Genomic DNA, 21,349 nt, shown 5'->3' on the forward strand with positions numbered 1-21,349 from the left:
ATTCATTAATCCTATAATCCTTTCGCTGTCGATATGACCTGACCGTCGAACAGGTTGATGATACGGCTTGCAAAGGCGGCATCTCGTTGAGAGTGAGTGACCATGACGATCGTCGTTCCCTCCTTGTTCAAATCGGTCAGCAGTTCCATCACTTCCTGACCGTTTTTGGAGTCCAAGTTACCTGTCGGCTCGTCGGCGAGGATCATTTTCGGCCCGCAAACTACGGCGCGGGCGATAGCTACGCGTTGCTGCTGACCGCCGGAGAGTTGTTGCGGGTAATGTTTGGCCCGATGGCTGATGTTCATCCGTTTCAGTATTTCGTTCACACGGCGTTTCCGTTCGCCGGCCGGAATGTTTAAATAAGTCAGTGGCAGTTCCACGTTTTCGTAAACGTTCAATTCGTCGATCAGGTTGAAGCTTTGGAATACGAAACCGATATTTCCTTTGCGGACTTTGGTGCGGTCTTTCTCTTTCAGATGTCCTACTTCCTCCTTATTCAGGTAGTAGTTGCCGGAGGTCGGATTGTCGAGCAATCCCATGATGTTCAACAAGGTGGATTTACCGCAGCCGGAAGGTCCCATTACCGCTACGAATTCCCTGTCGGCCACATCTAAATTTACATTGTTCAGTGCGATGGTCTCAACTTCTGTCGTTGTGAACTTCTTTGTCAAATTTTCAATCTTAATCATGTTTTTATTCTTTTAAAATGATGGATTTTTCTTATTCTGTTTTTATACTGTTTATCGGGTTCTCGTTGGTAGCTTTGCGGCTGATGACGTAAACCGAGCCCAAGGATACAGCCGTTACGAAGGCGATAGCCGTCAGCGGCGCCCACCAGGGACAATGGAATCCTTCGACCGGAATCAAGGCGTGCAGTTTTTTTATTCCGAACCACATCAACGGGATGGCTATTACCAAGCTGATGCATAGCGAATGGAGCGTGAATTTCATCAGGCTGAGCAGTTCGATCCGGTTGGTCGAACCGAACACTTTACGAATAGCCATATCCCTTCTGCGCTGAGCGATGAAATAGATGCTCATGGCTGTCAATCCCAACAGTGAGATGACCAAGGCGGCGAAAGTGAATATCCCGATCGTCTTGCTCAGTTGATATACGGATTCGTATTCCTCTGCCACCCGGTCTCCGTACCACTTCGAGTTAAAAGGCATGCCGTTGGCCAACCCGGCGTACGTGGAGTCGATCCGCTCTTTATAGGTTTTCAAATCGCCGTCGTATACCTGTACACAGATACCTCCGGGATATTTGATGCTGTCGTTCGGCACGATATTCATCAGTACATACTCAGAGGAAGGAAACAATACCGTGCGTATGCTGATATCGCCTATCGTTCCTCCGATCACGTATTTGTCGTCGTAATCGGTCACGATATAATCGGTATAGCCCAATTCGTGCGCTACTTTTACGGTGTTTTCGCTGAAAAACCAATTATGTTTGTCGGGTTGCAATTTTCGGTCTTCCGTGATGCGAATGCCGAACATTTTGATAAAGGCGGAGTCCACGTTCAATTGCTCGAAACTCATCGATTTGTTGGGGCCTCCTTTGGCATTTTTTATGTTCTGCGTATTGTTATGCCCGCCTTCGATCATCAATCCGTTCGAAAAGGAGACCGCTTTCACGAAGGGCAATTTCCCGAGTTCGTTTCTGAAGGTGCGATACCCTGCATTGTCGAGTACGGGATCCAACGTGAGTACGTTTTCGTAGCTGTACCCCAGCGGCAGGTGCAGCAAATAGTGGAACATCGAAGTCATAAACAAGGCGCAGGACAGCAATGCGATAGTCAATCCGCTCTGAACGATGTTGAGCAGACGCAGATAGATGGCTTTCGTCTTGTGGCGGAATGTACCTTTCACCACGTCCATCGGGTTGTAATGCGATAGGATAGAAGCCGGGAACAGTCCCGAAACAAAAGCCAGCATAGCAATGAAAGATGCATATATCCATACGGTCGTCGCATGCAGGTCACCCGTCAGGTCTATCTTGGTTTGGAAAAGGTCTATCGCCACAGGCTCTACTGCTTTGGCCAACAGAAAGCCTAACAGGAAAGCGACCAGCGTCATCAGGAAAGATTCTTCGATCATTCGCCAAAAAATATCTTTCCTGTTCGAACCCAACAAACGTCGGGTCGCCATTTCCTTCGCCCGGTAACTCGTTTGAGCGACGCTCATGCTGATATAGTTGAACATCGCCATCAGTAGGATGATAAGGCCTACGACCAGGTAAATGATCACTTGGGTGAAATCGTACTGATTCAGGCCGTTGAAATCCTTGATATCCGAGAAGTAGAACTCTTTCATCGGGATGAACCGTACTTCGTTGACTGCTTCTTGCGAGTATATCCAGAAGAATGTTTTCAGATACTCTTTTACTTCCTCCCTTTTGCGATTAAAATCGATTCCGTGCAGCGTCTTTATGAAGAGCTCGGCACCCGCTGCATTGTTCATCATTTCCGCTTTGATGGATGAGCTGTAATTCACGTACTCCATGACTTCGTAGGGGAAAACGGCTTCCGTTTCGTCGGGAAAGATCGAATTGTCGATATTTTCGGCAATGCCGCTCACCACATAATTGATGCTTTTGGAGCCTTGGATCAGGAGGAGCATTTTCCCTATCGCCTGTTCGGTACCGAACAGTTTAAGGGCTCCCTTGCGGGTGAGCACGATGTTGGTAGCGCTCTGCAGTACGTCTTCCGCTCGGCCCTCCACCAATCGATAGCCGAAGAACGAAAAAAAGTTCTTACGCGCAATCAGTGCATTCAGTTCATATTTCGCATCGCCTGCCTTGACCACTACCGTGTGATACGGGCTCGTACCGCACCAGTCTTCGATCTCCGGGTAACGGCTTTGCAACTTATCGCCCAGATTGTAATGAGCGCCGACGAACTCTTCGGTGGCAAACAGGCTGATGCGATCGGCATCCGCCACCTGCGCGTCTACGTTGAGCTGGCGGGTGATCATATTGGCGATCAGCAATACGAACATCAGCGATATGCTTAAACCGAGCGTGTTGACAAAGGTGAACAGCTTGTTACGATTCAAAAAATAGAAATAGGTCTTTAATCCTTTCATGTTTCTTTCACATTATTGTTTTCTTATTCCGTCTTTATACTGTTGATGGGGTTTTCATTGGCGTTCTTCCAGCTCTGGTAGGTGACGGTCAGGATCGTAATCAACGCGATCAGGAGGAAGGCGAGGAGGAAGAGCAGAGGCGAGATGGGAGTCTTTTCCGCAAAACCTTTCAACCAGTCGATGCCGAGTATGTATCCGATGGGGGCTGCGATGACGAAGCAGATCCCCAACAGGATCAGGTACCGTTTGTTGAACATGTACAGGATCTCTCTCGTCGAGCTGCCGAAAACCTTTCTTACGCCGATTTCTTTCCTGCGATATTCGCTTTCGAACATCGTGAGACCGAATACGCCGATGATGCTAATCAGAACGGCGAGCAGCGAGAAGAGCAGGATTTGCTTGGTAAAACGCATCTCCCGCCGATAGGTATTGTCGAATACCTGATCCATGAACTTGAAGTTGAAGTCGTGATGCGGCGTAAATTTTTCCAGTGTTTTCTGCAAAGTCTTCATGATTTCCGTTTTATCCACACCTTTACCGATACGGACATTGATCGCTCCCCGCCAAAACCAATCTTTGTACATTCCATCTTTGCCGAAGATCATGAAAGCGATCGGTTTTTTCTGATCGTTGCGAAACGTGGAATAGCGGATATCCTCGCAGATGCCTACGACGGGATAGTCGTTCTGGAGTATGGGTTTGTCCATCTCCAACCACGGATATGTCTTCTTGGCCGCTTCATTGAAAATATACACATCTTGGTCGTGTTCCGTGAAATCGCGCCCTTCCGTGATCCGGATGCCCATTGTCTTTAAGAAACGAAAATCGACGGGGAAACATTCGAAATACATCTTATGTTCGTTATCGCCGCGTCCCCAGCCCATGTACCCGTCGGCCGAGCTTAAAATATCTTTGGAGAAAGAAACGTTTTCTATGCCCGGAACCTGAGTCAGCTCGGCAATCACGGCATCCGGCTGGTTAGCGACTTCTTTCGTCAAATTCCCGGAATAAGCGATTTGATCCTTGTCGTAGCCATAATCGGAGGTCCGTATGAAATGGCTTTGCAAATACATGATGCCGACACCTAAAAGGAGCATAAAGGAGATGATGAACTGAACGCCGACCAAAATCGTTCGTAAGGCGCGCCCTTTCGGAGAAAGTCCGAACGATCCTTTCAATACCAATGCGGGTGGGAAGGAGGTGACGTAATAGGAAGGGTAAGCGCCGGCCAGCAATCCGACCGTCACGCTCAGTAATCCCGTGAATGCCAATAATGCCGGATGGGATGCGAAGGATATCTTCGACTGAACCAGTTCCTGCAAGCCCAAGTCGTTGGCCAGATAGATCCATAAGAGACCGAGGAGGAAAGCAACGATACTGATTGTAAGAGATTCGACGAGCAGACTCCCCCGCAGTTCGGCGACGCCGGCCCCCAACACCTTTTGCGTGTTGATGCTTCGGATGCGCATGGGCGTCTCGGCCAGCGAGAAGTTCGTGAAGTTAACGGCGGCGATGACGATAATCAGCAACGAGAAACAAATTAACAGATAGACGGAGGTTTTGTCGGCGGTCGATCGTCCTTTTATTTTGGCGAAATACACGTCGCCGATGTTGACCATGTTGAAAGCTACTTTTGCAAGTTCTTCTTCCGTTACGGATTGCCGTCGTTTCATTATTTCGATGAACTTATCCGTCAACAGTTTCTCGACTTCCGCTTTCGTTGCGGGATTATCCAGTCGGAGATAGAACGTATAATTCCAGTTATTCCAATTCCCGTCATTGCCGTTATCGCCGCTAAGGGCGCAATCGGCGAAGAAACTGTTTTCCGCAAAGTTTTTGTATACGCCCTTGACTATAAAGTCGCCGTTGTCCGACTTCAGTATTTTATCGAGCACGTCGGTTGTCCCGAATATCCGAAAGGCTTCGCTTTCGGGGAGAATCAGGCAGTTAGAGGTATGGTCCATGTCGTCTGCAGAACCGACGATCATTTCCGGTTTGAAAGCCTTCGTAAAGTTTTTGATACCGGTCTGTATTTTTAAGGTTATTTCTTTTTCGCCGTCTTTTAAGTTCGAGGTGTACGATCCGCCTTGTACGATGGCGTACTCGGTGATATGCGGAGAAGTCTTCCCGAGGGTTTCGCACAGAGGGCGCGGGAGGGTCATGCCGAAGTTCTCGTTTTCCGGTCCCAGTTCCAGATAGCCGTAAAACAGGTTTTTATAATCCGGGAATGTTTGATTGTACGTATAATCGTAATTCACTTGTGCCATGATGACGAAGAAAGAGGCGAAAGCGAGGCTTAGCCCGAACAGATTCAGCAAGTTTGCCGTCACGAAGCGTTTAAAGGTAGAGGTGAAGTTTCGTATAATTGTCTTCATTATTATTTGGTTTTATTTCTTGGTACTGGTTGTATAAATGGCTGCCCTGAGTGAGGAGAACTGTCTGCAAGCCGGTATGCGGAACTAATTTAATTAAGGATCAACACTTCGTTATCTCTAAAACTTTCGTAACCGGAGATGATGACCTGTTCGCCTTTTTCCAAGCCCTCGACGACTTCGTAGTATTGAGGATTCTGCCGTCCGATGCGGATATTGCGGCGATAGGCTTTCTTCCCGTCCTTGTCGACGACGAAGATCCAATTTCCGCCCGTTACCTGAAAGAAGGTTCCTTTGGGGACGAGTACGCTTTGTGTGGGCTCGCCCAGTTGCAGGTCGATGTAATAGGTCTGTCCGCTGCGAATGTTATCCGGTCGATCGCCTACGAAGACGAAATCGGTGCGGAAGCGTCCCTCTCGTACTTCTGGGTAAACCTTACGGACCTTCAGGCCGAATTTCTTGTCCTGCCGTTCGAAGGTGGCGGGCAGGCCGTTAGTCACCCGGTCGATATAATGTTCGTCGACGTGCGCTTCCACCTTGTAATCGGAGAGGTCGTTGATCTGTCCTACCATTTGTCCGGCGGAGATGTTCTGTCCGAGTTCCACGTCCAAGAGCCCGAGTTCGCCGCTAATGGTCGCCCGGACTTCCAGTTTGTCTTTCCGTTCGCGGATTAAAGCTACGTTTTGGCGCATGTTTTGCAAATTGTCTTCCATCTGATCCATCTGAATGTACCGATAGAGGGAATCTTGTTTGAGTCGTTCCGTAATGAGTTCATGCTTTTTCTGCGAGAGTTCCCAGTCTTCCTGCGCTTTCATGTACTCTTCCCTGCTGATAAGCTTCTCGTCGTACAGGCGGGAATATTGCCGGTAGGTGCGTGCTTTCTGCCGGGTATCGATATCCAAGGAGGCTTTTTCCGTTTCATTGTTCAGCTTGTCTTGTTGCATGGTGACCTGGGTGTTGCGCAACATGTTCTGTTTTTCGGCCACTTCCGATTCGGCGTTCAGGATTTGCAAGTCCAGGTTCGAATTGCTCAGTCTGAGGATCACGTCTCCCTTGTTTACATGGACACCTTCTTCCACTACTTTTTCGCGGACGATGCCTCCTTCCTCCGGACTGATCTGTACGATCTGAATCGGCTGGACTTGTCCGTTAAGACGGATATAGTCGTTGAACTCTCCGTACGACACGTCGGCGATATTGATCGATTTACCGTCGATCCGCATGGTCGAGGCATGATTTCCGAACACCACCCAGGTCAATAAAAGCAGGATTACACTGCCTCCGATCAGGTAGGGGATGTGTTTCTTTTGAATACCTTTTTTCTTTTCTAACTGTATATCCATAGTGTGTTTCGTTTATTTTCGTTTGATCAGTTCTTCGCCGCTGTAATAATTCACGAGGCGGCATTTCAGGAAGTAGGTTAGCTTGCTTTGCAGCAGGTTTGTCCGGCTTTCCGACCACGTAGCCGCATTGTTTTGCACATCCAGCGAGGTCATCAGTCCTTCTTCGTATTTGCGCTTGGTGACGCGGTAGGCGATCGAGTCGGACGCCGCTTTCTTTTCCATCTGCATGCTTTCTTTCAGATACCCTTCTCTGTCCGCTACGGCTTGTTCCACCAACTTGCGGAGTTCGGCCTGCTGTTCCTCGAATTGTTCGCGGGCGATGCGGTAATGGTATCGGGCTTTCTTCACATTGGTATAACTCTTCAGATTATTCAGGACGGGGATTCTCAGCGTGAAGCCGAAGTAGTATCCGTAGTTGTTTTTCCATTGGTCGCGGAAACTCGGATAGGTCGTTTTATGAAGCTCTTTGTAATACGAGGTGCTGATGCCTCCGAACATGCTGATCGAGGGGAGTGCGTTCCCCCATGCGATATATTGTCCGATCTTCATGGCTTTGGCATTCATCGCCGACTTTCGGAGTGTCGGGTTGGTCTGCAGCGCCGCCCGAACCGCCTCGTCCTTGCCCACGGCGGGCAGTTTCGCGTCAGCGAAAACGGATGAATCGAGGAGGGTGGAGTCGAGGACCAACTCCTCGCCGACGGGGAAGTTCATCTTCTGCCGCAAGTCGAGCATGGCGGCCGCATAGAGGTTCTGCTGCTTCGTCAGGTTGTAGGCATCCGTCGCCTGCTGGGCTTCCATCTGTGCTACGTCCGCCTGTCCCTTCAGCCCGATCTCTTCCTGAATTCGGGTTTTGTAGAGCATCGAATCGCTTTCGGCCAGCTTCTGTCGGGCCATCCTGACCGTCCCTTGGCAGTACAGGGCTTGGATGAATGCCTGAAAGGTGCCCAGCGCCGTATGGTCCCGTTCTTCTTGGAGGGCAGCTTTGCCCATCAGCACGTTGATCCGCGTCTGACGTACCTGATTGATCAGGCTGCCGCCGCGAAACAGCGGGAGAGAGCTCTCCAGGTAATAGTGGTTGTTGAAGGTCTTGATGTTATTGTAGGTATTGGTTTCGGGATTAATGTTGCGCCCATAATTGTACTGTGCCTGGACGCCTCCGCTGGTGCCGGGCAGAAAATTGCCTATGGCCTGCAACTCGTCCAACCGGTTATTCTGCAGCTCGAGTTCGCGCTGCCGAACGGTATGGTTATGGTTCACGGCGTACTCCATGCAGCGATCCACGTCCCACACGTCCTGGGCATACAGGCTGAGGGCGGTGCTTGCCAGCATCAGAAACAAAGCTTTATGTAAATGGTTCCGATTCATCATGTCATTCAATTAATCCGATAATTTATGCTTGTGCCGTTCAAGATGCAAAGCGCGTGCCATGATTTTTAATTTGCTGATTATCAATATTGCAATAAAAGCTTCCACTTTGCAAGCGTGTCTAATTTTTAGACAAAGGGTGTATAAACTTTAGACGCATGGAGATCGATGCTATGGTATGGATGATTTTACTTTCGCAGCGTCACACTGCGAGGGCGCAATTCCGTTTTAGGCACTGCTGATTCGCTCGACGGGAGCTAAAATTCGTTTTAGGTGCTGCCGATCCGCTCGGCGGGAGCTAAAATCTGTTTTAGGTACTGCTGATCCGCTCGGCGGAAGCTAAAATCCGTTTTAGGCGCTGCTGATCCGCTCGACGGGAGTTAAAATTCGTTTTAGGTGCTGCCGATCCGCTCGGCGGGAGCTAAAATCTGTTTTAGGCGTTGCTGATCCGCTCGGCGGGAGCTAAAATCCGTTTTAGGCGTTGCTGATTCGCTCGGCGGGAGCTAAAATCCGTTTTAGGCGCTGCCGATCCGCTCGGCAGGAGTTAAAATCCGTTTTAGGCGCTGCCGATCCGCTCGGCAGGAGTTAAAATCCGTTTTAGGCACTGCTGATTCGCTCGGCGGGAGCTAAAATCCGTTTTAGGCGCTGCTGATTCGCTCGGCGGGAGCTAAAATCCGTTTTAGGCGCTGCTGATTCGCTCGGCGGAAGCTAAAATCCGTTTTAGGCGCTGCCGATCCGCTCGGCGGGAGTAAAATTCATTTCAACTTTCTGTCCTTGAGATCGAACTCGGCAATAGCGTTTAACGTTTCGTTCGGCTTTCCTCTCCCGTCGATTCGCTAAGAATTGCAGGGAGTTGTTTCGCGATTTCATTATTTGTATTAATTTTGTTTACGTAAATAAAAAAAGAGATGGCAAAACAAGGAACCTTATTGGTCGTAGACGACAATAAAAACATTCTTACTTCCTTGCAATACCTGTTGGGCGAGCATTTTACACGGGTCATCACCTCGATCACTCCGGTGATCTTGCCTACTGCATTACCTATGGAGAAGCCCGATGTGGTATTGCTCGACATGAATTTTTCGTCGGGCCTGAATACCGGAAACGAAGGATTGTACTGGTTGAGGGAGATCAAACGCCTCCGTCCGCAGACGCAGGTCGTCCTGTTTACGGCTTATGCCGATATCAACCTTGCGGTGACGGGCTTGAAGGAGGGGGCGACCGATTTCGTGGTCAAGCCGTGGGATAACGCCAAGCTCGTACAGACGCTGAAGGAAGCGTATGAGAAGTCGAAACCGAATTCGAAGAAAACAGGCAAGGCGGTTCGTCCGCCCGAAAACGATAAAGAAATGTATTGGGGGAATTCGCCGGCGATCCGCCCGCTACACCTGACTGTCGAACGGGTGAGCGCCACCGATGCGACGATCCTGATTACCGGCGAGAACGGAACCGGAAAGGACATGCTGGCGCACGAGGTGCATCGCCTTTCGGGACGCGCCGAGGGCCCCTTCGTTTCTGTCGACATGGGAGCCGTCGTGGAATCGCTTTTCGAAAGCGAGCTTTTCGGGCACGTGAAAGGTGCCTTTACCGATGCCCACGCCGACCGTCCGGGACGCTTCGAAGCCGCCGACGGCGGGACGCTTTTCCTGGACGAGATTGCCAACCTGCCCGTATACCTACAGCCCAAGCTGCTGACCGCCATACAGCGACGAAGTTTCGTCAAGGTGGGAAGCAATGTGTCCCAGCCCACGAATATACGGCTGATCTGCGCCACAAACCGTAATTTGGAAGACATGGTTCGACAGGGTACGTTTCGGGAAGACCTTCTCTACCGAATCAATACGATTCGCCTGCATATCCCGCCCTTGCGGGAACGAAAGGACGATATACTCCCCTTGGCGGAGCGTTTCCTGAAACTGTATGCTGCGCAATACGGGCGGAACGTGTCGGGGATTTCCGACAAAGCCCGCGATCGATTGCTCGCTCATCCTTGGTACGGCAACATCCGCGAACTGCAGCATACCCTCGAGAAAGCGGTGATCCTCTGCGACGACGAGGAGCTGCAGGCGTCAAACCTGGAACTCTCGGCAACCGTGGCACCTGCTGCGACCAAATCCTTCGCCGCTCCCCATACGCCCGTTCAAACGTTGGACGAAATGGAAAAAGACTTGGTGAAGCGGGCTGTCGACCAGTGCGAGGGAAACCTTTCGCAGGCGGCCGCTACCTTGGGGATCACCCGGCAAACGCTGTATAACAAGATGAAACGGTATGGCATCTAAGAGGGTTCAAACGTCGGCCGTCCTCTTCGTCCTTTTGCTGGCCGGCTGCATTTTGCTCGGAGCGGGAATCGCCCTGACCAACTCCCTGCTGATGGTCACGGGAGGAGTCTTGTGTTTGGGGTATGTGATCTCTTACATCCTTTCGCAGCGCACCTTGAAAGAGAAATGCGAGCTGATGCTCGAAGCCATTCGGAACAACGACTATGCGTTCCGTCTGCCGGCATCCGCTTTCAGCGCAGGAGAGAAAGTGTTGCAAGATACGCTGAACGAGTTCGGCGTGATGATGGGCAACCAGAAACAGTTGATCGCGCAGCGCGAACGGTATTACGAACAGATTCTTTCGGCGGTGACTACCGGCGTGATCGTCTTGAACGAGGAAGATCGGATTGTTCAGACCAATGCCGCCGCCGTCCGGCTCTTGGATCTGCCGATGTTGGCCACGTTGCAGCAGTTAGACCGTTACGGAGGAGAGATCGGGAAGATGTTCCGTACGCTACGGGTGGGCGAACGCCGTCAGCTGCACTTCTCTACCTCGAAAGGCGAAGCCCATCTTTCGCTTCGAGCCGTTCGGACCGTTCTGAACAAGCAACCCGTGCGCATCCTCATCCTGAACGATATCCGGAATGAACTCGACGATAAGGAATTGGATTCGTGGATCAAGCTGACGAGGGTGCTGACGCACGAGATGATGAATTCCATCGCGCCGATTTCGTCGATCAGCGAAACGTTTCTGAATCGGGATGATGTCAAAGGGACTTCGCTGTACGACGGCATCCGGGCTATTCATGAAACTTCGACCGGCCTGATCGGGTTTGTGGACGGTTATCGGAAGTTCTCTTCCCTGCAACAACCCTCGCCGAAGCCTTTTTATCTGCAGGAATTGCTCCGACAGTTGGCAGGTTTGCAACTGATTCCGCCGCAGATCCGTTTTACGATGCAAATCGAACCGAACGATTTGATGATCTATGCCGATCCCAACCTGATTCGGCAAATGTTCATCAATTTGATAAAGAATGCCGTCCAGGCAATCGGTCGGGCGGAGGGACGCATCCATGTCAGAGCTTACAGCGCATCGGACGAGCATGTCTACGTCTTTGTCAGCAATGACGGCCCTGCCATACCGGAAGACGTGGCGGAAGAGATTTTCGTGCCTTTCTTTACCACGAAAAAGGATGGCAGCGGTATAGGTTTGTCGCTTTCGCGGCAGATCATGAAACTCTCGCGAGGCAATATCAGCTTGTCGAAGGCCGGAACCAACGACTGGAACACCACCTTCGTGCTGGAGTTCGAATGAGGCGATCCCGATTCAGGCGTTCTCCAATCGTTTCAAGTGGCAAAACAGCAGTTTCCCCTCCCCGTCGCGGAGATGCATTCCGTTTCCCCGACAGTAACGGAAGTAACGACAGTTGGCGCATTCGTCGCGCTTCATCCAGTTGCGGTTGCGATAAGCCGCGTAACGACGATTCCACACGTCCATGAAATCTTCTTCGTAAATGTTCCCTTGCCGGTAGTCGGCGCGGATGCTCGGACAGGCGGAGATGGAACCGTCGGCCAATACGGAGCCGACGGTTACGCCCGCCTGACAGAAATAGAAATGATTCCGCACCTCCCCTTCGTAATTCCCCAGAAAACCTTCGCATCCGTAGTTCGCATCGAGGATCCCTTCCCTCTTGGTTTGCCTGATGAAATCGAACGTGCCTTTGAACTCGTCGGGCGATAACCGAAGTATCGGATCGGCAGCCGCCCTGCCCATGGGAAACACGGTGAACAGCCGCCATGATTTCAGTCCTTTATCGATCAGGAATTGTTTGATGGTCGGTAATTCTTTATAATTCTTTTTGTTCACGCATGTTACCACGTCGAAGGCGATGGCTTTCGATGCCGCTACCATTTCGATAGCTTCGGACGCTCGCCGAAAGCTCTTGTCATGTCCTCTCATCCAATTGTGGTTCTCTTCCAGGCCGTCCAAACTGATCGTCATGGAGTGGATGCCGGCGTTCAATAATCCGCGGTAACGCCGTTCTGTCAACGCCAATCCATTCGTTACCATTCCCCAGGGAAATCCTTTTTCGTAAATGATCGCTCCGCATGCTTCGATATCCGGACGCATCAGAGGTTCGCCGCCGGTGAGAATGACGAATACCTTGTGAGGATCCGTTCGGGATCCGACGGAATCAAGTACCTGGAAGAAATCCTCCTTAGGCATGTCGGGCGTTGCGGCAATATGCTTGCAGTCACTTCCACAATGTCGGCAATGCAGGTTGCAGCGAAGCGTACATTCCCAAAAGAGTTGTTTGAGGGGATGCGCTTCGATGACGTCGTTTTGCAGTTTGCGGGTGATTTCTAAAGCCAGTCGTTTGCGGAAGGTCAGCCTCATGAGTGGGTAGCGGATAAATGATTTTATTGCTTTTTCAGTGCCTTGTTTACCGTAACCGTGAATTCTCCGGAATACCAACCTTTCCCTTTCTTGGTTCTGACAATTTCGATGTTTTCGTTCGACGTGGAGTCGTTTTTGAACGTTCCGCCATGCGCTTCGCCGTCTATGTCTGTGAAAGTAACCGCGATAGCTTTCGGAGGGGCCATCGGTTTCGTTTTCTTTAAATAATTGCCGTTTTTGTCGGTATATAACGTATCGGCGGGATGCATCGCTCCGCCCTCATTCTGATATTTCCCTACTACCTGAATTCCTTCGATAGGACTTCCTTGTTCGTCGGTAACGGTACCTTTGAGGATGAAGTCGGAGATGGGGCAGCCGTATTCATCCTCTCCGTTTCCGATACTGGAACAGGAGGAATAGCCTAATAGGGAAAGAATTCCCGAGAGAAAGAATGTGAGATAACGTTTGAAAACCTTTTTCATGACAGTATGCTTTTTATATTGTTTATAGAACGCGACGTTCTCCCGAATACTGCACGCTCTGTCGTATTTTAACATTCGAGGTGAAAGGCCTTATTCTTTATCGGAACCTGTTCCGGACGATTCATCCTCCTTTTTATGTTCCCGATATTCCATTTGCTTATCGTCCGTATCGGTTTTTCTACTTTCCTGATACATGGTACGGGGCGAGCCATACATCAGTTTGATCGGCTCGTCGGGGGGCGTGATAGCGTTCTTGCTCGAGTGGCAAGAATAACCCATCAAAACCATCATACCGGATAAAACGCATTTGAAAATCTTTTTCATAAATCGTCTGCTGGATAAAATCGATAGCAAAGATACGAAAAATACTTATATCGATCAAAAAATGCATCTCTTTCAAATTTCGTTGCAATTTAATTTTTCCTTTATTTTTATTTCTCTATATTTGAAGGTGGGTAATGAGGATATGATTTGCTCAGGAATAAATGGGTATTTAATTTATAAAAATAAATGCTATGAGTTACTTACATTTTGATAAGACTCTTATGACGAACCTGGAAGAGTCGCTTCCGAAAGAGATTCTTCGCACCAATCGTTCGGGGGCCTATCACTGTACTACTATCGTCGATTGCAATACGAGAAAGTATCATGGCTTGTTGGTGATTCCCATTCCGGAATTGGACGATGAGAATCATGTCATACTATCTTCCTTGGATGAAACGGTGATACAGCATGGCGCCGAATTCAACCTGGGGTTGCACAAGTATCAGGGGAATAACTTCAGTCCTCGCGGGCATAAGTATATTCGCGAGTTCGAATGCGAAGAATTGCCTACCACGCTCTATCGGGTAGGAGGAGTGATCTTAAAGAAAGAGAAGCTTTTCGTTCATCACGAAAACAGAATCCTTATTCGATACACGTTGGTCGACGCACATTCGGCCACCAGGATCCGGCTTCATCCTTTTCTCGCTTTTCGCAGCGTCAGGCAATACACCCATGAGAATCCGCAAGCGAATCGGGATTATGCCGTCGTGGATAACGGTATCAAGACCTGCATGTACCAGGGCTATCCTGATCTGTACATGCAGTTGAACAAAAAGAATGAATTCGTCTTTCAACCGGATTGGTATCGGGGTATTGAATACCCGAAAGAACAGGAGAGAGGCTACGATTTCAATGAAGATCTCTATGTCCCGGGATATTTCGAATTCGATATGAAGAAGGGAGAGAGCGTCGTCTTTTCGGCCGGCGTTTCCGAAGCCAAGACGAGAACGCTCAAACACATCTTCGACGAAGAGGAAGAGGAACGTACCCCCCGTGACAATTTTCAACATTGTCTGGTAAATGCGGCTCATCAATTCCTCAATAAACAGGGTGATAACTATTACATCCTTGCCGGTTATCCGTGGTTCAAATGCCGAGCTCGCGATCTGTTCATTTCCTTACCGGGATTGACGTTGGCCAATCAGGAAGTGACGAAGTACGAATTGGTGATGGAGACTGCACGGAAAGCTATGGATGATTTTATGCAAGGGCGTCCGTCGGAATTGAAAATTTATGAGATGCAACATCCCGACGTTTTGCTATGGGCCATCTGGTGCATCCAGCAATATGCCAAGATGGTTTCTCGGAATAAGTGTCGCGAGAAGTATGGCGATCTGTTGAAGCGCATCATCCAATATATAGCGGGAGGCTTTCATCCCAATCTCTTCGTCGACGATAACGGATTGATTCGGGCGGACGGCAAGGATAAAGCCATTACGTGGATGAACTCGACGGTCAACGGAAAACCTGTCATTGTGCGAACGGGATATATCGTCGAGTTTAATGCCCTTTGGTATAACGATTTGCGTTTCGTCGCGGATCTGTTAAGCGAAGTCGGGGATCAGAACGTACTCATTTATAATGAAGTGGCCGAACGGTGCGGTAAGTCTTTTGTCGATAAATTCCTCAACGAGTATGGTTACCTTTTCGATTATGTGGATGGGAACATGATGGATTGGAGCGTTCGGCCTAATATGATCTTTACGGCGGCTTTCGATTATTCCCCTTTGGATATGAAACAGCGTAAAGGCATCATCGATATCGTTACCAGAGAATTGCTTACTCCCAAAGGCATACGTTCCTTGAGTCCGAAGAGCGGAGGCTATAATCCGAACTACGTCGGTTCGCAAATCCAACGCGATTACGCCTATCATCAGGGAACGGCGTGGCCGTGGCTGGAAGGTTTCTATTTCGAAGCTTATCTGAAGATTTACAAAATGAGCTCGCTGGGGTTTATCCGGCGGCAGCTGGTGAGTTATGAAGACGAAATGACTTCGCATTGCATTGGATCCATTCCGGAAGTGTTCGACGGGAATCCTCCGTTTCGCGGTCGCGGCGCCGTTTCTTTCGCCATGAATGTGGCGGAAATCCTGCGAAGTCTGTACATGTTAAGCAAGTATAATTTATAAGAACGAGGAGGCGATATGAAAGTATTGATGTTTGGTTGGGAATTCCCTCCTCATATATTGGGAGGCCTTGGAACCGCCAGTTACGGGCTTACTCAAGGACTGGCCGTACAGCCGGATATGGAAATCACTTTCTGCATTCCGAAGCCGTGGGGAGATGAAGATCAACGTTTTGTTAAAATTATCGGAATGAATAGCGTTCCTATCGCTTGGCGGGATGTAGACAGAGACTATGTGCAGCATAGAATCGGCAAGGTGATGGATCCGCAATTGTATTATGCTATGCGGGATCACATTTATGCCGATTTCAATTATATGACGCTGAACGACTTGGGATGTTTGGAGTTCTCGGGGAGATATCCGAATAATTTGCAGGAAGAGATCAATAATTATTCAATAGTGGCCGGTGTCGTGGCGAGGACAGAAAAGTTCGATATTATCCATGCTCACGATTGGCTGACTTATCCGGCCGGTATTCATGCGAAGCAGATCAGCGGCAAGCCCTTGGTGATCCATGTCCACGCTACTGATTTCGATCGTAGCCGCGGGAATGTGAATCCTACGGTTTATGCCATCGAGAAGAACGGGATGGATCACGCCGATTGTATCCTGTGCGTGAGCGAACTTACTCGCCGGACGGTTATTAATCAGTACCATCAGGATCCTCATAAAGTCTTTCCCATGCATAATGCCGTAGAACCGTTGCCCAAGGAAATAGAAGATATTCCGCCTATTTTTCATCCGAAAGAAAAGATCGTTACCTTCATGGGACGGATAACCATGCAGAAAGGACCTGAATATTTTGTGGAAGCGGCGAACTTAGTCTTGCATCGTACGCGGAACATTCGTTTTGTCATGGCGGGTAGCGGCGATATGCTGACGTCTATGATCAACTTGGTCGCGGAGCGAGGCATTGCCGATCGCTTTCACTTTCCCGGTTTTATGCGAGGAAAAGAGGTGTATGAGTTGTTGAAGTCGAGCGATGTATACATCATGCCTTCTGTTTCCGAACCTTTCGGCATTTCCCCCTTAGAGGCCATGCAGTGCCTGTGCCCGTCGATCATCTCGTATCAGTCGGGATGTGCGGAGATTTTATCGAAATGTATCAAAACTGATTATTGGGACATCCATGCCATGGCAGACGCTATTTATGCCATTTGTACTTATCCGGCCTTGTATAATTTTTTACGGGAGGAAGGGAAAAAAGAAGTGGACGCCATTACTTGGAGCAAAGTGGGCGTAAAGATTCGCAAGCACTACGATGAGTTAGTTAAAAATAGGGGTTAACATTAAAAGAACAGATATGAAAACAATATGTCTTTATTTCGAGATACACAAGCAAGTTCATTTGAAACGGTACCGTTTTTTCGATATAGGCCGAGACCATTATTATTATGACGACTATGCTAATGAACAGACCATCAACGAAGTGGCCGACCGGTCTTATATCCCTGCGTTGACGACGTTGATCGAGATGGTGAAAAACAGCGAAGGGGCTTTTAAAGTAGCGCTCTCTGTCTCCGGCGTGGCCTTGGAAATGTTGGAAATTCATTCCCCCCGCGTGATCGAGTTGCTTCACGAGTTGAACGATACGGGCGGCTGTGAATTCCTTTGCGAGCCTTATTCGCATGGATTATCTTCTTTGGCGAACGAGGAATGTTTCCGGGAAGAGGTTTCGCGGATGCAAGAGAAAATCAAAGTACTCTTCGGCAAAGCTCCCAAGGTGTTCCGTAATTCCAGTTTGATTTACGACAACGAGATTGGCGCTCAGGTAGCAAGCATGGGATTTAAAGGCATGCTCACCGAAGGTGCCAAACATATTTTGGGATGGAAGAGTCCGCATTACCTGTATCATTGTGCAGGAGCGCCGAAATTGAAATTATTGCTGCGCGATTTCAAATTGTCGGATGACATCAGTTTGCGCTTTTCGAACTCCGAATGGAATGAGTATCCGCTTTTCGCGGATAAATACATGGATTGGATTGCGGAAATGCCAGCGGAAGAACAAGTGATCAACATCTTCATGGAATTATCGGCATTGGGCATGGCGCAACCCTTATCGTCCAATATCCTGGAATTCCTGAAAGCGTTCCCGAATTGTGCGAAAAATCGCGGCATTACCTTCTCTACTCCCAGCGAGATCATTTTGAAGCTGAAGTCCGTCGACCAGATCGATTGCCCGTATCCCATGTCGTGGACCGACGAGGAACGCGATATCAGTCCATGGTTGGGCAATCTGCTGCAACGGGAGGCTTTTAATAAATTATACAGCGTGGGAGAAAGGGTTCGCTTATGTACCGATAATCGGGTTAAACAGGATTGGGACTATCTTCAGGCAAGTAATAATTTCCGATACATGACCACGAAAAATACGGGCATTGAAATCGATAGAGGCATTTATTCTTCTCCGTACGACGCCTTTGCCAATTATATGAATATCCTCGGCGATTTCATCAGTCGGGTGAATTCCCTGTTTCCTGTCGATATGGACAACGAGGAACTGAATTCGTTGTTGACTACCATCAAGAATCAAGACGAAGAATTGACGGCCATGAATAGAGAAATTGCCAAGCTGCAAGAGAAGTTGGAAAAGGCCGAAAGCGAGTTGGATAAATACGAAGAGACTGCAAAGCCGGTAAAAAGAACGACGAAGAAATCGATCTCGAAAAAAGTCGCTCTGAAAGCGGAGAAAAAAGAATAATTCCGTGCCGAGAGGGGGAGCGGATAAGGACAATTTGAGGAGGGGGCTCCTTATCCTTCGAACCGTAATAAAAAATTGAAAAGTAAGGATGGGAATCAATCTTTTTGTACTTTTGCTGTCGATTATGATTTAAATGGAGAGAGAACATGGATTCAGTCTTCGTAACAAGTAAAACACAACGTACGTGGCGTGAGGTAAGAGACTACCTGATGATCGCTTTGGCGATGGTGGTCTACAGCGTAGGTTGGACGGTCTTCCTCTTACCGAACCATATAACGACGGGTGGCGTGCCGGGTATTGCTTCCATTGTTTTTTGGGCGACGGGCATTAATGTTCAGTATACTTATTTCGCTATTAACGGGGTGTTGTTGGTTGCCGCCCTGATCATCTTGGGGTGGAAGTTTGTGGTGAAGACTATTTTTGCCGTTTTCTGGATGACCGCCATCTTGCCCTTTATTCAAAGTGCCACAGAAGGGTGGCAGCTCTTGCACGATCAACCCTTTATGGCTTGTGTGATCGGAGCCGCTTTTTGCGGCAGCGGCGTCGGCATCGCTTTATCCAATAACGGAAGCTCGGGCGGGACGGATATCATTGCAGCCATCGTGAATAAATACCGGGACATAACGTTGGGACGGGTTATCTTGCTCACCGACGTGATCATCATCTCTTCGAGTTATTTTGTCCTTCGTAATTGGGAAATGCTGGTGTATGGGTATGCTACGTTATTTATCTGCAGCTTTATGGTCGATCAGGTAGTGAACAGCGCCCGCCAATCGGTTCAGTTTTTCATCGTTTCTAAGAAGTACGAAGAAATAGGGCATCGCATCAATAAAGATTTGCATCGCGGCGTGACCTTTCTGGACGGCGTAGGCGCTTATACCGGGCAGGGGGTGAAATTGATGTTCGTTTTAGCCAAGAAACGGGAATCGACTACGATCTTTCGATTAATCAAAGATATCGATCCGAATGCTTTCGTTTCGCAGAGCGCTGTTATCGGGGTATTTGGCGAAGGATTCGACAAGATAAAAGTCAATTGAACGGTTCCGTTCAGTATTGCCGATGTCGATTCGATTTCAGAAGTATATGAAAACGATTGGATGAGAGCGAGAATTCGACGGATGCATAGCGAAGAGATTGCCTTCGAGCAAATATATGTGACATATTTTCCACGATTGATACGTTTTGCAGAGACTTATTTGTTGAATCGGGAAGAAGCCGAGAATACGGTGCAGGATATGTTCATGTCTCTTTGGGAACACCGGAAGGAAACTCCTTTTCACGGCGATGTGACCGCCTATCTCTTTATTATATTGAAGAACCGATGCATCGATATACTTCGGAAGAATGTGCGGAATTCCTCGACTTCGCTTTCTGATATTCAGCGCGAAGAACTGAATTATAAGCTTTATTCGTTGGAAGAATTCGATACGGACGAACTTTCTTTCAGCGAATTACAGAAGGCTGTCACCCTTGCTGTCGAAGTGCTGCCCGAACGTTGTAGAGAGATCTTTCGCTTGAGCCGCATTCACGGAATGAACAACAGGGAAATAGCCAGGAAACTAAATATATCGCCGAATACGGTGGAAAACCAGATAAGTATCGCATTGAAAAAATTGCGAATGAAATTGAAAGATCATATACCGTTGTTGCTCCTTTTCTGTTGAAATTTCAGTTCGAATAGCGGGATTAAATAAAGTTAAATCGAATGCTCGTTTGGTGGTACGCGTGCCCCTATTCGTACTATTCATGTGACACAATAAGAAGATAATGGAAAGACTGTTAATGAAGTACTTCTTCGTTGGGGACATCACGGAAGCGGAGAAGAAAGAACTTTTCCACGCGATGAAAAGAGATGAGGAACTCAAAAAAAAGTTTGTCAAATGGCAGAACACTCTTGCCGTTTTACGGGCAAGTGAGCAGCAAGGCGATATCTTGTATGCCACGTACAAATTAAAGGATTGGAAAAAGGGAAAAAGGCAGGAACGGCATAGCCGTTTCCTGTGGCAACCGGCAGGGAATCTGGCTGAAACCGAATGAGAAAGCGTTCGAGTTGCAGGGGAAGCTGCAGAAAATCGAATCTGTCTATAAGCAGAAACAATTGAAAAACGAAGGCATTTTCGATTTTACCGGAATCCTTTTCGGTCAACTTCTGGAACGACTTGAGCTGTGGTACGATGTGAAATTTGCCATCAAAAGGAAGAATATTGTCGCACAGGTCTATACCGGTAAATTCGATTTCAAGATTATCGACGAGCGACATATCGAGGTTTACTGAGGTTTTATTCGTTAGAGGGATTTTGTACGCGTTCGATATGGTAAAATATAGCGCCGTTCAGGTTCCCGATCCCGTCGTTGACGTCCAAGATAGGTCCGTTGACGTTGGACAACCCCAAATTTGACGTTCCGAACCCCGCCGGATACGTTGGACAACCCCAAATTCGACGTTCCGGACCCCGCCGGATACGTTGGACAACCCCAAATTCGACGTTCGGGACCTCGCCGGATACGTTGCATAACCTCAAATTTGACGTTCGGGACGTATCCGGATAGGTTGTACAACCTATCCGACGGGATAAACAACCTCGCCGACGGGGTTCGGAACGTATCCAGCTACGTTAGGGAACGTATCCGGACACGTTATAGGACGTATCCAGCTACGTTAGGGAACGTATCCGGACACGTTATAGGACGTATCCAGCTACGTTAGGGAACGTATCCGGACACGTTATAGGACGTATCCAGCTACGTTAGGGAACGTATCCGGACACGTTATAGGACGTATCCAGCTACGTTAGTGGACGTATCCAGACACGTTAGTGGACGTATCCAGCTACGTTGTGCAACCTATCCGAGGGGATAAACCCTACCTCGAATTCGCGATAGGAGCCATAAC

17 protein-coding genes are annotated in these 21,349 nt (G+C 48.7%); 9 read left to right on the forward strand and 8 right to left on the reverse strand.

Features of this window, described 5'->3' with window-relative positions; translation table 11 throughout:
* Positions 1-11: 11 nt before the first annotated feature.
* From BN102_RS03600 to BN102_RS03620, 5 genes are all read right to left on the reverse strand, one after another.
* Positions 12-689, reverse strand: a complete 678-nt coding sequence (locus tag BN102_RS03600) for an ABC transporter ATP-binding protein (RefSeq protein WP_019207719.1) — start codon at positions 687-689, stop codon at positions 12-14.
* Between the two features lie 31 nt (positions 690-720).
* A complete protein-coding gene (locus tag BN102_RS03605; protein WP_036786994.1) occupies positions 721-3,087 on the reverse strand; it encodes an FtsX-like permease family protein in 2,367 nt (788 codons plus the stop codon).
* A gap of 23 nt (positions 3,088-3,110) precedes the next feature.
* Positions 3,111-5,462, reverse strand: a complete 2,352-nt coding sequence (locus BN102_RS03610; RefSeq protein WP_019207721.1) for an ABC transporter permease — start codon at positions 5,460-5,462, stop codon at positions 3,111-3,113.
* Between the two features lie 89 nt (positions 5,463-5,551).
* Positions 5,552-6,802 carry an efflux RND transporter periplasmic adaptor subunit gene (locus BN102_RS03615; protein WP_019207722.1) on the reverse strand — a complete coding sequence of 417 codons (1,251 nt, stop codon included), beginning with the start codon at positions 6,800-6,802 and terminating at the stop codon, positions 5,552-5,554.
* A gap of 12 nt (positions 6,803-6,814) precedes the next feature.
* A complete protein-coding gene (locus BN102_RS03620; RefSeq protein ID WP_021312286.1) occupies positions 6,815-8,170 on the reverse strand; it encodes a TolC family protein in 1,356 nt (451 codons plus the stop codon).
* A 905-nt stretch (positions 8,171-9,075) separates the two neighbouring features.
* On the opposite strand from BN102_RS03620, the gene BN102_RS03625 reads away from it, so the two are divergent.
* Together BN102_RS03625 and BN102_RS03630 are read left to right on the forward strand one after the other, a co-directional pair.
* Positions 9,076-10,446: a sigma-54-dependent transcriptional regulator gene (locus BN102_RS03625; protein ID WP_019207725.1), complete on the forward strand. Its 1,371-nt coding sequence runs from the start codon at positions 9,076-9,078 to the stop codon at positions 10,444-10,446.
* Entirely contained in the window at positions 10,436-11,740 is a 1,305-nt protein-coding gene (locus BN102_RS03630) for a sensor histidine kinase (protein WP_019207726.1), read from the forward strand. Before BN102_RS03625 ends, BN102_RS03630 begins: the two co-directional genes overlap by 11 nt.
* A gap of 12 nt (positions 11,741-11,752) precedes the next feature.
* On the opposite strand, the gene BN102_RS03635 is transcribed toward BN102_RS03630, so the two are convergent.
* The 3 genes from BN102_RS03635 to BN102_RS03645 all read right to left on the reverse strand — a co-directional run bounded on the left by BN102_RS03635 (position 11,753) and on the right by BN102_RS03645 (position 13,629).
* Positions 11,753-12,823: a TIGR04133 family radical SAM/SPASM protein gene (locus tag BN102_RS03635; RefSeq protein WP_019207727.1), complete on the reverse strand. Its 1,071-nt coding sequence runs from the start codon at positions 12,821-12,823 to the stop codon at positions 11,753-11,755.
* 23 nt (positions 12,824-12,846) lie between these two features.
* Positions 12,847-13,305: a radical SAM-associated putative lipoprotein gene (locus BN102_RS03640; protein ID WP_021312174.1), complete on the reverse strand. Its 459-nt coding sequence runs from the start codon at positions 13,303-13,305 to the stop codon at positions 12,847-12,849.
* Positions 13,306-13,395: 90 nt separating this feature from the next.
* Entirely contained in the window at positions 13,396-13,629 is a 234-nt protein-coding gene (locus BN102_RS03645) for a hypothetical protein (RefSeq protein ID WP_019207729.1), read from the reverse strand.
* A gap of 191 nt (positions 13,630-13,820) precedes the next feature.
* On the opposite strand from BN102_RS03645, the gene BN102_RS03650 reads away from it, so the two are divergent.
* From BN102_RS03650 to BN102_RS11000, 7 genes are all read left to right on the forward strand, one after another.
* On the forward strand, positions 13,821-15,758 hold the full coding sequence (locus BN102_RS03650; protein ID WP_021312134.1) for a glycogen debranching enzyme N-terminal domain-containing protein: 1,938 nt from the start codon (positions 13,821-13,823) through the stop codon (positions 15,756-15,758).
* Positions 15,759-15,773: 15 nt separating this feature from the next.
* Positions 15,774-17,042, forward strand: coding sequence for a glycosyltransferase (locus BN102_RS03655; RefSeq protein WP_019207731.1), 1,269 nt, complete (start codon positions 15,774-15,776; stop codon positions 17,040-17,042).
* 16 nt (positions 17,043-17,058) lie between these two features.
* Entirely contained in the window at positions 17,059-18,456 is a 1,398-nt protein-coding gene (locus BN102_RS03660; RefSeq protein WP_021312132.1) for a glycoside hydrolase family 57, read from the forward strand.
* Between the two features lie 146 nt (positions 18,457-18,602).
* The gene (locus BN102_RS03665; RefSeq protein WP_019207733.1) at positions 18,603-19,493 is read left to right on the forward strand and encodes a YitT family protein; all 891 of its coding nucleotides are present in this window, start codon (positions 18,603-18,605) and stop codon (positions 19,491-19,493) included.
* Between the two features lie 60 nt (positions 19,494-19,553).
* Entirely contained in the window at positions 19,554-20,120 is a 567-nt protein-coding gene (locus BN102_RS03670) for an RNA polymerase sigma-70 factor (protein ID WP_083867180.1), read from the forward strand.
* 103 nt (positions 20,121-20,223) lie between these two features.
* The gene (locus tag BN102_RS03675; RefSeq protein ID WP_019207735.1) at positions 20,224-20,493 is read left to right on the forward strand and encodes a hypothetical protein; all 270 of its coding nucleotides are present in this window, start codon (positions 20,224-20,226) and stop codon (positions 20,491-20,493) included.
* 61 nt (positions 20,494-20,554) lie between these two features.
* Positions 20,555-20,731 carry a FecR domain-containing protein gene (locus tag BN102_RS11000; RefSeq protein ID WP_198006543.1) on the forward strand — a complete coding sequence of 59 codons (177 nt, stop codon included), beginning with the start codon at positions 20,555-20,557 and terminating at the stop codon, positions 20,729-20,731.
* The last annotated feature ends 618 nt before the right edge of the window (positions 20,732-21,349 follow it).

Origin of the sequence: Phocaeicola abscessus CCUG 55929 (genome assembly GCF_000312445.1) — a bacterium.
Lineage (GTDB): Bacteria > Bacteroidota > Bacteroidia > Bacteroidales > Bacteroidaceae > Phocaeicola > Phocaeicola abscessus.

What these genes read in the sequence shown, in the direction of transcription:
- BN102_RS03675 (WP_019207735.1), top strand. Translation starts at nt 20,224, where the DNA reads ATGGAAAGACTGTTAATGAAGTACTTCTTCGTTGGGGACATCACGGAA.
- BN102_RS03625 (WP_019207725.1), top strand. Translation starts at nt 9,076, where the DNA reads ATGGCAAAACAAGGAACCTTATTGGTCGTAGACGACAATAAAAACATT.
- BN102_RS03630 (WP_019207726.1), top strand. Translation starts at nt 10,436, where the DNA reads ATGGCATCTAAGAGGGTTCAAACGTCGGCCGTCCTCTTCGTCCTTTTG.
- BN102_RS03610 (WP_019207721.1), bottom strand. Translation starts at nt 5,462, where the DNA reads ATGAAGACAATTATACGAAACTTCACCTCTACCTTTAAACGCTTCGTG.
- BN102_RS03620 (WP_021312286.1), bottom strand. Translation starts at nt 8,170, where the DNA reads ATGATGAATCGGAACCATTTACATAAAGCTTTGTTTCTGATGCTGGCA.
- BN102_RS03600 (WP_019207719.1), bottom strand. Translation starts at nt 689, where the DNA reads ATGATTAAGATTGAAAATTTGACAAAGAAGTTCACAACGACAGAAGTT.
- BN102_RS03670 (WP_083867180.1), top strand. Translation starts at nt 19,554, where the DNA reads ATGAGAGCGAGAATTCGACGGATGCATAGCGAAGAGATTGCCTTCGAG.
- BN102_RS03660 (WP_021312132.1), top strand. Translation starts at nt 17,059, where the DNA reads ATGAAAACAATATGTCTTTATTTCGAGATACACAAGCAAGTTCATTTG.
- BN102_RS03605 (WP_036786994.1), bottom strand. Translation starts at nt 3,087, where the DNA reads ATGAAAGGATTAAAGACCTATTTCTATTTTTTGAATCGTAACAAGCTG.
- BN102_RS03665 (WP_019207733.1), top strand. Translation starts at nt 18,603, where the DNA reads ATGGATTCAGTCTTCGTAACAAGTAAAACACAACGTACGTGGCGTGAG.
- BN102_RS03650 (WP_021312134.1), top strand. Translation starts at nt 13,821, where the DNA reads ATGAGTTACTTACATTTTGATAAGACTCTTATGACGAACCTGGAAGAG.
- BN102_RS03640 (WP_021312174.1), bottom strand. Translation starts at nt 13,305, where the DNA reads ATGAAAAAGGTTTTCAAACGTTATCTCACATTCTTTCTCTCGGGAATT.
- BN102_RS03635 (WP_019207727.1), bottom strand. Translation starts at nt 12,823, where the DNA reads ATGAGGCTGACCTTCCGCAAACGACTGGCTTTAGAAATCACCCGCAAA.
- BN102_RS03615 (WP_019207722.1), bottom strand. Translation starts at nt 6,802, where the DNA reads ATGGATATACAGTTAGAAAAGAAAAAAGGTATTCAAAAGAAACACATC.
- BN102_RS03645 (WP_019207729.1), bottom strand. Translation starts at nt 13,629, where the DNA reads ATGAAAAAGATTTTCAAATGCGTTTTATCCGGTATGATGGTTTTGATG.
- BN102_RS03655 (WP_019207731.1), top strand. Translation starts at nt 15,774, where the DNA reads ATGAAAGTATTGATGTTTGGTTGGGAATTCCCTCCTCATATATTGGGA.